This is a genomic window from Pseudovibrio sp. W74, from assembly GCF_001623085.1.
In the GTDB taxonomy this organism is placed as follows: domain Bacteria; phylum Pseudomonadota; class Alphaproteobacteria; order Rhizobiales; family Stappiaceae; genus Pseudovibrio.
In genome coordinates this window covers 1-12,031 of the sequence record NZ_LMCJ01000021.1, presented here as the reverse complement: position 1 = coordinate 12,031, position 12,031 = coordinate 1, and the positions used below count along the sequence as shown (strand labels likewise).

Sequence of the window (12,031 nt, the reverse complement as noted above, 5' to 3'; positions counted from 1 at the left end):
TATTCCCCGGTCCTTGGATTATTCGTAGTAAGTGTAGCCGTTGATGCTGTCGCGGTAAGCGGCAACCAACGTGCGTCGATCAGCGTTCTTCAGTGTGCCGGCGGAGACCGCCTCATCGATAAGCTTGCGGAAAGCATCTACGCAATCGCGTGGATCATATTCCACATAGGAAAGAACCTGCGAGATTGTATCACCTTCAACTTCCTGAAGCAGATCAAATCCGCCATCAGCGCGCAGGTCAATGGTTGCCACATTGGTATCGCCAAACAGGTTGTGCAGATCACCCAGCGTTTCCTGATAGGCACCAACAAAGAAAACGCCAAGGTAATATGGCTTGCCTTCTTCGAGCGTATGGACCGGCAAAGATGGTGAGATGCCGTCCGCCAAAATGAACTTGTCTACTTTACCATCACTGTCGCATGTGATGTCAGAAAGAACAGCGCGGCGATCCGGTGCTTCATTCAGGCGCTGTAACGGCACAATCGGATGAAGCTGATCGATTGCCCAAACGTCTGGCAGGGACTGGAACAAAGAGAAGTTACAGTGGTAGATATCCGCCACCTTCTCCAGCTGTTCGTCGATCTCGGGAGCAACACCTGTCGGTGGCGCCAGCTCTTTAATCTTGGACATCAAATGCAGGTAAATGCGCTCGGAACGGCCCATCTGGCGCAGGTCGATATACCCACGGCGGAAGAGCGCACGCAGCTCATTGCGGTAAAATGAGGCGTCGTTCAAACATTCCTGAAGCCGTTCTGCGCTAAGATACCCCTCAACGGCGGCAAGATCTGCAACCATGTGGTGATCGTCTTTTTCAGGCTCAGGGGCGGTTGGCGCATCAAACAGCGTTGCTTCAAGGACATTGAAGAGCAGCATTGAAGAGGTCGCGACAACGGCACGGCCACTTTCAGTGATCAATGTGGGGTGCGTGAGTTCAGCCTCATCCATTGCATAAGCAACGGTCTCCACCACATTGGCGCAGTATTCCTCAACCGAGTAGTTGGTGGAGTTTTCAATCGCCTTCTTCTCACCGGTGTAATCGACCCCAAGGCCACCACCAAGATCAAGATGGGTTAGCTCCGCCCCTTCCCTTGTCAGCTCGACAAAGTAACGACAGGCTTCACCAACGGCACGGCGGACGTCATTGACATCAGGAACCTGCGAGCCAAGATGAGAGTGCTGCAACTTCAGGCAGTGCAAGAGTTTCGCATCGCGCAGTTTGTCAATCACTGAGACCAGCTGATCAGTGTTCATGCCAAATGTGGAGCGATCGCCAGAGCTTTCTTCCCACTTGCCGCCAATCTGGTTCGTCAGTTTAACGCGCACACCGAGCAAAGGCTCCTCACCCAGCTCCTCAACCACACTGATAACGGTATCGAGTTCTTTCGGGCTTTCCAGCACGATGATGGTGTTGAAACCCAGTTTGCGGGAAAGAATTGCAAGACGAATGAACTCTTCGTCTTTTACACCGTTACAAACAATGAGAGCTTCTTTAGGCAAGCGGTGCGCAAGCGCAATAACAAGCTCAGGCTTGGAGCCAGCTTCAAGACCGTAGGAGTATGGACGGCCAAATTCAACGATACGGTCGATAACCTGCGCCTGCTGGTTGACCTTGATCGGGAAAACACCGCGATATTTGCCTTTATAGCCGACGCGATTGATCGCATCTGCCATGGAATTGTTGATGTGAGCGATTTCGTTTTGCAGGAACGAACTGACGCGCAGCAAAAGTGGAGAATGGATACCACGTTGTTCAAGGTCGTGAACGATCTCCGGCAGACTCACCTTGGGAGCGCCCGGCATCAAAGGATTACTAAGTGCTATATCGCCGTTTGGCAGCACAGAGAGAAGATCTTTACCCCAGCGCCCCATACCATAGACGGCATGGGCAGTACCTTGATTATTTGGCAACCATTTATCCCCTTCCAGAATTAATTTCGCCCCATTTACTCATGGTCTACCTATCTGACAAGCCCAATATTGGTGTTCTAAACATCAGAGGTGGGAGAACAAGTGCACAAGTCACTTTTTGCTGAAACTAAATCTACAACCTAAGATTTTGGTGGGAGTGCTGTTTCAGCAATTTTTAAGAGGAGGAAGATTGGCTAAAGACAATGCAGTAGGCTGCTCCTTAATTTCTTGCGGATATCTCATTTGCTTATTTATTTGCGACCAATCTAGTCATAGATTAATTGCACTAACTGGAATACTTCTCCACGGGACTATGTTTTTAGCGACTGCAGAGCAACCATGACTTGGCAACAGCGGCTTCAAAAACTAAGAAAACAGAATGATCTGACGGTCAAAGATTTAGCTCGACGTGCAAACGTTGGTTATGACAATCTTTATAAGATCGAAAAAGGTTTAATAGATAATCCGCGTGGTGATACTCTGGGAAAGTTGGCACTAGCTCTCGGTGTCAACGAGCAGTTTCTTCGTTTCGGAATTCACGGTGTTAATGATGTCGACTTTATAGAAGACACTGAGATTCTAAGTGAGATGGAAGAGCATGTGAAGCAGACTGATCTGGATTTAATTGATCAGGCGTGGACACAGGCATTAGAAATCGAAGCGCAGGTGTATGGCTCGGGTAGCAAAGGACCTATGAATTTCGTTTCCATGATGTTTGCTCGTATTTATCACGAGATGCTGAAACGAAATGAGCAATAAGACGCATTTACTTGCGGCCTTGCCGACACTTTGGCGCTGTTGTTAGAAATTTAAAGTCTTTTTCCAAACAACTTGTTACATCACGCTCTAAATTGAATATCGTGTCTATCTCTTTTCGACAATGTCGTTTCGAATTCACTTCCTTCAGTTTAATCTTCTCAGTGAATGTGATTGCTTCGCAGTTATTGTTGGGGGAAATTACCTAATTTCTATTTGCCGATATGAAGTTACTCTCTCCGATTTTTTACCTTATGAATTTGACTTTATAATTGTGCATACGTCATGAATGTGTCTTTTTGATCTCATGTATTATTTAATTAAGGTGTTGTATCTTAAAGGTTAAATTGCTTTTTTGTCATGCCTCTGTTTTTCGACTTTTAATGTGCATTGCTCAGGTTATTTAAAACTTGAGTTTATTTACCTTTCCAGCTGTTGAAATCTACGATATGGATTTATTATCCAATTCAACTCTAATTTGTGCTCCTTTCCTGATTATGTGAAAGGCGCATAAGGATTGGACATAATCAGATTGATCGTCTGAATTGGTATTTTTACATTTGCTTTTAGTTCTCTAGTTGAAAGAGCTCTTATGCCCATCGACTTAAATCGCGCTGAACATTCAAACGAAGTAGATAGTCAACATTTGACTGCGCGGCATGATATTTTTGAGGATCTCTTGAAAACGGCGAGTATGCATGCTGCGGATGCGACTCCTGAAGTTGATTTTTTGAACTTGCTGACTGCGGATATGTCTTTTGGTGAGCCTGAACTTGGTTCAATCGTTAAGCATAGAAGCACTGAAGAAGTTGGGTTTATTTGCGGTGAAACCACACTCATTTGCGGGCATCGTGCACTCAAGTTCAGACCTTTTGACAGCTCTCCAACGGAAAGTGTGACGTGTGATCCTGATGAGCTGATTGTGGTTGGAGATCCGGATCTGAGGGTTGGCTATCCGCAGCGTTGCAAGTACTGAAATAACTTGCCATTCAGTGAAACTGGTTTAGACGCAAAAAACGCTCCATTTCTGGAGCGTTTTGTATTTTTAGATTTTATAGTCTAGGCTAGTTGCTTGACGCATCACTGAGTTCGAATTCAACTGGTTTGAGTACGTACTCATCAGGAATTTCTGTCAGTTTCACAACCTTACCACCGTTTTCAGAGGAAAATTTCTTAGCACCTGCTTGTGTGCCGAATGGAATTGCCTCTGGTGCTCCCATGCCGCCGTTCTGTGTACTTTCGATAACGAAGTATGCTGCATCTGCATCAACCCAGTTGTTATTGCCTGGTTGCTCCCAGCTGACTGCATTGTCCATATCGTTCACATAGATCGCGACGTAATCTTTTGATTCTTCAGGTAATCGTGTGAAGGCGACTGCATCGCGTACCTGCGAGAACCACAGTGGAAACGGGCTACCTGCCAAGTGAATTTGAGCTTTTGGTCCTTCGTGATCCAAAACAGTCATCTGGCAGTAGAAGCCCGCAGCTTCGACGCTAAGTTCCATGGCGACTGGCTTGATGACTTCTTCTTTCTCCTGACACGCTGCCAGAAGCAATGTGACACCAACGACTGCGAATAGTTTCTTCATCATGGGGAAACCCTCTTAAGCAGCAGGATTGCACCAGACATTGCAGCACCTGCAAACACAAAGATGGATGCAAGAGCAACGACTGGCGGGAATGGAAGGCTTTCAGCGACACCTGCCATACCGCCGACCATGGCGTTGGCATCAAGTGCTGAAAGGTTGAACAAGCGGAAGGCATCCGCTGGATTTGCCAGCAGAGCGAATGGGAACACACTGGAAGCAAAGAAGCCTTCGCTATCAGCGACCAATGCTCCTAACAGTGCCAAATCGTAAAGCACAATCAGTACTAACCAAATTCCGATTGCCATTGCAGCTGCTGTTGTCACCTGGCGCACGAGTGCACTAACGATGTATCCAAGGGACAAGAATGCAAAGCCGAGGATGGCTGAGGTTGCGATCAGCCGCGCAAAGTCGATGAAACCACTGGTGTCACCGCCACCGGTGGCTGCCAGCATCAATGCGGTTGACCCGTAGCCGAGTGTGAGAGCCAGCATTAGAACGCAGATATGTCCGACAGCCTTGCCAATGAGGAACTCGCTTCGCGTCATTGGTGAAGAGAAGATCAGCAGCAAGGTCCCGCGTTCGATTTCACCTGCAACAGCATCAAAAGCGAGCAGCAGTGCGATCAGCGGAACCAGATAGACAGACAGGCTGGACAGAGAAGCTACAGTGATTGTCATGCGGCTTACATCAAGCGTGCCCGCAGGAGCTGAACCGAGCAAGGCCAGTGCCATGGAGAACGCACTCAGGATCACAACAGAAAGCAAGATCCAGCGATTTCGTAAGCCGATCCGGAATTCTTGGTGAGCTACAGTGAGGATACGTTGGAACATATCTTTATGCCTCCCCTGCACTATCTTCGAGATCTGCTTTTTCAGAGAAGTGCTTATACACATCATCCAGAGTTGGCAGATGGACATCGATGTCTTCGATCATCGCGCCAAGGCTGGTGACCGCAGCAATTCTTGCGATCTTGTCTTCGTGTGCGCACATGATCTCTACCGAGCGGCAATTGACCGGAGTACCACCCAAGCGGTTTGCCAGCTGCTCTGCTGGTTCTTCTTTCGACTTCACCTTGAGGCGGATCGGTAATCTTGCTGCAGTCCGCAAATGGTCGAGCGTATCGTTTGCCACCAATTTGCCTTTGGACATGATCAAGATGCGATCAGTACGTGCTTCCATTTCCGTCAAGGCATGAGACGACAGCAATACTGTTGCTCCATTTCCTGAAATCTCAGTCACCAGATCGTAGAAGTTCTGCCGAGAAATGGGGTCAAGGCCACTTGTTGGCTCATCAAGCAGGACAAGCTTCGGTGTTCCGATTAATGCTTGTGCCAGACCCAGACGTTGACGCATGCCTTTTGAGTATGTCCCAACGCGGCGGCGTCCTGCTTCTGCAAGTCCAACGCGTTCGAGCAAACCAATGGCTTTTTTTGCATCTTCGCCTTTTAGTCGTGCGTAGTATTTGAGAACTTCGACACCTGTCAATGTTCTTTGAAAGGCAACAGATTCAGGCAGGAACGCAGTGGATGCGCGTGCTTTGTCACTGCCGGGCTCTGCACCCAAAACTTCAATCCGTCCATCCGTTGGGGTTAGAAAACCAAGTGACATCTTAAAGAATGTCGTTTTTCCTGCCCCATTGTGCCCGAGGAGCGCAACCCTCTCTGCGCTTCCCAGCTCAAAGGAAAGATCTTTTACAGCATCCCGTCCATCGAAGGTCATGCGGACGTTTTCAGCTCGAAGAACTGTATTATTCATCTTCTTGCTCCTACCTTCGGCTTTGCTAACTCTGGTGCATGCATCAGCGGTTTTTTGTCCACGATTCCGCCTGGCAAAAGCGCCGGAAACTGAGACTGTGTCCAACTGAGGAGTTGAACAGCAGGACTGCCGGTAAGCAGTTTTGCAGCGGGTTGCGTCCAGAGAATTTGATCGACCATGTCGTTTGGCCGGTAGGCGGTATCGGCTACTCCGTCTCCGTTCATGTCAAAGGCTGAATGATCGCTCCAGAAGTTTCCACGACCTTCGTAGGTCCACTCAAGATGACGTGTGCCCACGTATTTGACCTGAGTTTTATTTCCGATGAAAGCATTGTTGGAAAACTTATTTTTAGCGGAACCAGCTGTGAAATGAACTCCAATCTCACAACGCTCGAACGTGTTTCCGTCGACTTTGTTTTTGTTAGCGTTGTACATAAACAAACATTTTTCAGGCGATGCTTTCACATGGTTTCCGGTGATTACGGCATTGTTTGCGTAGTTCAGCATCAAGCCGTGGTCGCGGTCCCCATCAGAAATGTTGTTTGTGATGGTGAGCTTGTCGGAAAACATAAGAGCGTAGCCAATGTGATTGTCTACTGAGACGTTGTTGGAGATAGTTCCTTTGTTGCCATACATATAATGCACAGCAAAGCGTGTGTTTTCGAAATAATTATTTCTCAGAGTATCGTTTGGACTGGTGTTTACGAAGATACCGTCACGGCCATATTTGATGGTGTTAAATTCCACGACAAGTCGTGGTGAGTTCCAGACATATATGCCGTTTCCGCGCTCGTTGGGGCGCAGATCGCGACGTCCTTCAATCAGGTTATCGGCAACGTAAGCATCATCTGGGCCGTGTGCATCCACACCCACCAGATTGTTGAGGAACTTATTCCCTGTAATTCGGGCACGATCTGCTTTTTTTGTCAGCTTCACGCCTGAATCGATTGTTTGGTTGGAAAGACCTGAACCGGTAATGACCAGTCCATCGACGACCACATCTGGTGCTTCGACAGTTATTACTGAGCCCTTGCCATTGCCTTTAAGCTCTGCGCCTGGCTCTCCTTTAAGCACCAAAGACCGATCAATGATGATCGGTCCCTGATGAATTCCAGCAGAAAGGCGCAAAACGTCTCCGTCCTGCGCCTTATCTAAGGCGCGGGCTAAGGCATCAGGCTGTGCAGGAACAGTGATTTCAGCGGCGTGAGCGGAAACGCTCACACCAACCAAAGCCGTCGCTCCCAGCAATGCTTGCCAGAATAACCTTTTCATGCCCGCAGCTCCCTTATGCGTCGCGAGGCTCAACGAACATACGACCGCGCATTTCCATGTGCAGTGCATGACAGAACCACTGGCAGTAGAACCAGTGAACACCTGGACGCTCAGCAATGAAGGTCACAGAAGCTGTTGCCTGAGGAGCAACTTCCATTGCTACACCGTAGTTGGAGATACAGAAGCCGTGTGTCAGATCGTCAATGTCATCAATGTTGGTGACGTAAACGGTGACTTCATCGCCCTGCTTCACGGTGAATTTCTCAAGAGAGAAAGTTGGAGCTGCAGAGTGCATGTAAACGCGAACTTTGTTGCCGTCGCGAATTACGTGTTCTGCTTCTTCCAGATCAACACCATCTGCTTTTGCCTGTTCAACCGCATCAGCAAATGTTGGATCGTTACGATCCCAAACAGAAGCTGGATTCACGAGAGAACGGTGAACGATGATGACGTCATGTGGCTCAGCGAATGTTGGGCCGTCATGAACGATCTTCATTTCGTCGCCAGAAATATCGATCAGCTGCTCGTTTTCAGGCTTCAAAGGACCAACGTTCAAGAAGCGGTCTTTGGAGAACTTGTTCAAGGAAACAAGCCACTTACCGTCCGCGTCCAGAGTTTCACCCATGGAAGTGTGGTTGTGGCCTGGTTGATAAGCGACATCAATCTTGGAATGGATTGGGTCGATATCTTCACCAGCATACTGACGGATCGCTTTGTCGATGTCCCACTTCACCATCTGGCTGTCGAGGAACAGTGTGGTGTATGCGAAACCGCGGTTATCGAATGCTGTGTGGAGAGGGCCAAGACCCAGCTCAGGTTCTGCAACAACTGCGGAACGTGGATCTGCACCGTCAAACACTGCATCCAGCTTGTCCACGTCGATAACGGAAACTGTTGGAGACAGTTTACCAGCGATCATAACGTGTTTTTTGTCTGGGCAAGTGTTACAGCCGTGTGGGCTGTTCGGCACTGGAACGTATGCGGTGTACTTGGAGCCTTTACGGCCATCAAGAACAGGCACACCATTCAGCATTTCGTAGTCGCCGTTTTTGACGCCTTCTTCAATGCGCTTGATGTTGAAGACAACGCAGTGGTCCATTTCGGACGCAGTCATCTCGGCCAGATTGGTACCCATTTCTGAGTTGTAGCTGGTTGAGAATGCGTATTTGCCCTGATAGTCCGCATCGCAGTTATCAAGGTTACCGGATACAATCACCTGCCATGCCACTTCCATGGTATCGCCGTCAATCGCGGTAAAGATGCAGGTATATTCTTCAGGCTTATCAAGGATTTTACCATCGTTTACGAGTGGAGCTTCGTGCTCACCGTTCGCAAAGACATAACCTGTACGAGGCCATTTTTGAGGGCGTAGACCATGGATGTCGTGCGCGTTTGGCACTTCGATGATCTTGTCTGCTTTCATCACGTCAAGACGAATACGTGCAACACGAGTATTTGCTTTATCGTTCATGAACAGGTAGCGGCCGTCATATTTGCCGTCAGTGAAGGACATATGTGGGTGGTGAAGGTCACCGTTGTCATATGTGTCCATATTATGAGCTGCAAGGAACTCTTTGGTTTCTGGCAGCAGGTTTTCTGTCAGAATTTTTTTGGATTCGTTGGTCTGGCCCCAACCGGTTGCGGAACAACGGTTAAACACAGGAACGCGCATCAGTTCACGCATGGATGGGATGCCCAGAATGCGCAGCTCGCCTGCCTGTCCAGAAGACCAGAAGCCGTAGTATTCGTCCAGGTCGCCCGGAGCAACGTGGAAGTCGTTACCTTCAGCTGCCTGTGCAGCAGTAATGCCACCAGTAGCGCCAGCAACTGCCACTGCGCCCAGACCCGCAACAGCGGCTGTTTTAGCAGTACCACCGAGCAATGCGCGGCGTGACAGACCTGTCTCTTTTCTATCAGTCATGAAAGTCTCCCTTGATACTTTCTAGTAGATTTGGCCTAAGCCGGTTGTTTGACGGAAGTGCCCTTTTCCGTCTTTGAAATACCCGTCTGCGCTTCGAACTTCTTGCGCTTGGCAAGCTTCTTAATGCAGACCGGACATTTGTCGTCGCTCTGATACAGAACCTGACAGTGCAGGCAGTTCAGGCATTCGTTTGGATTGATGTTGCCCTCTGGGTGGATCGCTCCAACCATGCAGTCCTTCTCGCAACGTGCGCATGGATTGCCGCACTCTTTGTAGCGCTTCAGCCAGTCGAACATGCGTAGGCGTGCTGGAATGGCGAGCGCTGCACCAAGTGGACAGAGGTAACGGCAGTAGAACCGCTCGATAAACAGACCCGCGGTCAAGAGTGCCACAGCGAACAGGACAAACGGCCACCCGCGCTGGAACTTCAAAATGATTGCGGTCTTAAATGGTTCAACCTCTGCATAATGCTCAGCAACTGCCAAGGAGTAGAGTGACAAGCCAAACAGAGCGAGGAAGATCATATACTTCACGGCCCAGAGGCGTTCATGCAATCCCCAAGGCAGTGAGATCTGAGGAACTTTGAAGAACTTCGCGATCCGATTGGTTAGCTCCTGAAGCGCACCAAACGGGCAGAGCCAGCCGCAATATGCACCACGACCCCAGAAGATGAGTGCTGCTGCAACAGCAAACCACAGTAGGAACACGAGTGGATCCATCAGGAATGCGGTCCAGCTGAATTCTGTCGTCAGCGCTGAGAAGAGTGCCAGAACGTTCACAACAGAGAGCTGCGCGTTTTCTATCCAGCCCAACCAGACCAAAACGAAGGTTAGGAAGCCAATACGGAACCAGAAGGTAAACTTCTCTGATTTAGCAACCTGCATCTGGAAGAAGAAAACGCCTGTCAGGATTGTAAGAGCAATGCCTAGTATTGCGATATCAACCTGGCGATCATTCCAAATGCGCTGCCAAAGCTCTACACGGCCTTCTTCTGCAGGAGCGGCAACTGCGCCTTCTCCATTTCCTGCATCTGCTGCGGCAACTGGTGCATCCTCTACCTTCTTCAGGTATTGCTGCGGCAACTGATAGCCCAGATCAAATGTCAGGAAGGTTTTCTCAATCGCACCAATTGTACGGTGTACGAGAAGCTGCAGCCGGAATGGTTTACTTGGATCGAAACCGGAGTCTGCAGGAATGGTGAACATGTCCAATTCTTTAAACGTTGGCGCATCATCTGCAGCCACAACGCCGAGACGTTTGTGTTGACGGTCTCTGAAGCGGACTGAAATGTCATCCTGGATCAGCTGAATACGATCAAAGATGCCACCACGTACGTAGCCTGTGCCTTTGAAAGAATAACGACCACGACCGAGGACCACGATTGCGTGCTCACCTTCTTTAAGGCGATTTTTCAGATTGGCATACTCTGCGTCTCCCAGGATCGTACGACCTACAGTTGGGACGTCAGCAAGCGCCATAAACATATCGACGTAAGAGTCGGTTTCTGGTCCCTTCTCTGGACGTTTGATGGCTTTAGGATTGCCTTGCTCTACAAATGCGGCGTTGACTTGGCCCACATCGAGCGTCAGACGACGGATAGAACCATCACCAGTCATTGTCATCCAGTCAGAAACCTCTGCTTTGTCTGGATCTATGACAAATTTTGGACCAGTGTCAGCAGCAGCGCCTTTCAGGCCACCAAGTCCGAGGGTGCGCGCCACTTTCAGGCTTGCTCTCACGACGGAATCATCAATCACCATAATGGTGACGGTCGCGCCGGAGATGATATCCAGCTCGTGAGCAGACCCGCCCTGCTCTGCTTCTTTCTTGATATCGAGACCAGCGTAATTCTCAGTGATCTTTTTGATCTCGCTATCAGGGATACCGATCAGAACGATTGGCTCTGCGTGCTTTACCAGCTGAACGCTTGTGAGCATGCCATCAGGATTGATGCCAACCAACGTATCAATAGGCTTGCCGGAATATCCTGTTGTGGAAACGAGATCGGTGGTTAGGAAGACCCAACCTACAACGTCATCTCCGGCCATTGCTGGCAACACTGCGATGTCCTCGCGCAGCGCACCATACCTGTCGGCCTTAGGAAAGAACTTTGTGACCTCAACTTTTTTGGCAAAGTCGAGAACACGGTTTGAAGAGTCCGACGCAGCTATCGCGTAGTTCGACGCACTGAGAAAGAACGTAAATATTAGAAGGAAGACAGTGCGCAACCTGAGAGCTCGCATTTCCGAGAAACCTTATCTCGCATGAAAAATATACATTAAGTAGGTGCGCTTATTCGGAGGTGAGTTCTTTGCGGCAGATCAAAAAGCAAACTCCGCTAATCGATCAAAACACGCATCTCCACAGTATTTAGATATTTCACAACTTTTGATTGATTTTGCACGATGACGCTCTGGGTTGCGGAATTTCATATTGTCCTAACTTATTGCTTTCGTTTGCATTTAGTTGAATAATCAGCATCGGTGGTGGACACTTAAAACTCATGAATTGCCGTGTAAATACGTAGTCTAATGAGCTTTAGGTTGTAGTTTTACGGAGAAAACGAGACAATTTGCCCTATGAGGGAAAGTCTGATGATAATTCCCACTCTTAACTTTGAGCGCTCGTACGCGTGAGGCGTATTCTTTGCTGAAGGCACTTAAGTGTAACCGCCTTCTCCTCATGATTATGAGAGGAGTAAGAATTATGAGAGGAGTAAGATGCATACTTGTTTCAAATTCAATGCACTGTGTGGAAAATAAAAAAAAGCGCTTGCGCTAAGCCCCTGCAATCCTTAGAAGACCCCTCACAGGCAGCGACCTAACGGTCCC

9 protein-coding genes are annotated in these 12,031 nt (G+C 48.8%); 2 read left to right on the top strand and 7 right to left on the bottom strand.

Annotation, left to right across the window (positions count from 1 at the left end):
* Positions 1-18: 18 nt before the first annotated feature.
* Positions 19-1,908: a biosynthetic arginine decarboxylase gene (gene speA / locus PsW74_RS14660; RefSeq protein WP_082830576.1), complete on the bottom strand. Its 1,890-nt coding sequence runs from the start codon at positions 1,906-1,908 to the stop codon at positions 19-21.
* A 339-nt stretch (positions 1,909-2,247) separates the two neighbouring features.
* On the opposite strand from speA, the gene PsW74_RS14655 reads away from it, so the two are divergent.
* Positions 2,248-2,667, top strand: coding sequence for a helix-turn-helix transcriptional regulator (locus PsW74_RS14655; protein ID WP_063288743.1), 420 nt, complete (start codon positions 2,248-2,250; stop codon positions 2,665-2,667).
* 676 nt (positions 2,668-3,343) lie between these two features.
* The gene (locus PsW74_RS14650) at positions 3,344-3,640 is read left to right on the top strand and encodes a hypothetical protein (protein WP_153040777.1); all 297 of its coding nucleotides are present in this window, start codon (positions 3,344-3,346) and stop codon (positions 3,638-3,640) included.
* 88 nt (positions 3,641-3,728) lie between these two features.
* Here PsW74_RS14650 and PsW74_RS14645 read toward each other — a convergent pair whose 3' ends face one another.
* From PsW74_RS14645 to PsW74_RS14620, 6 genes are read right to left on the bottom strand one after another with little or no spacing between them, the layout of a single operon-like run.
* Positions 3,729-4,256: a nitrous oxide reductase accessory protein NosL gene (locus PsW74_RS14645; protein ID WP_063288741.1), complete on the bottom strand. Its 528-nt coding sequence runs from the start codon at positions 4,254-4,256 to the stop codon at positions 3,729-3,731.
* A complete protein-coding gene (locus tag PsW74_RS14640; RefSeq protein WP_063288740.1) occupies positions 4,253-5,083 on the bottom strand; it encodes an ABC transporter permease subunit in 831 nt (276 codons plus the stop codon). The genes PsW74_RS14645 and PsW74_RS14640 overlap by 4 nt, the downstream gene beginning before the upstream one ends.
* 4 nt (positions 5,084-5,087) lie before the next feature.
* Entirely contained in the window at positions 5,088-6,008 is a 921-nt protein-coding gene (locus PsW74_RS14635) for an ABC transporter ATP-binding protein (protein WP_063288739.1), read from the bottom strand.
* Positions 6,005-7,279, bottom strand: a complete 1,275-nt coding sequence (locus PsW74_RS14630) for a nitrous oxide reductase family maturation protein NosD (RefSeq protein WP_063288738.1) — start codon at positions 7,277-7,279, stop codon at positions 6,005-6,007. Before PsW74_RS14630 ends, PsW74_RS14635 begins: the two co-directional genes overlap by 4 nt.
* 13 nt (positions 7,280-7,292) lie before the next feature.
* On the bottom strand, positions 7,293-9,200 hold the full coding sequence (nosZ, locus tag PsW74_RS14625) for a TAT-dependent nitrous-oxide reductase (RefSeq protein ID WP_063288737.1): 1,908 nt from the start codon (positions 9,198-9,200) through the stop codon (positions 7,293-7,295).
* A 35-nt stretch (positions 9,201-9,235) separates the two neighbouring features.
* Positions 9,236-11,443 (bottom strand): NosR/NirI family protein, encoded by a 2,208-nt coding sequence (locus PsW74_RS14620; protein ID WP_063288736.1) that lies wholly within the window; start codon positions 11,441-11,443, stop codon positions 9,236-9,238.
* Between the last annotated feature and the right edge of the window lie 588 nt (positions 11,444-12,031).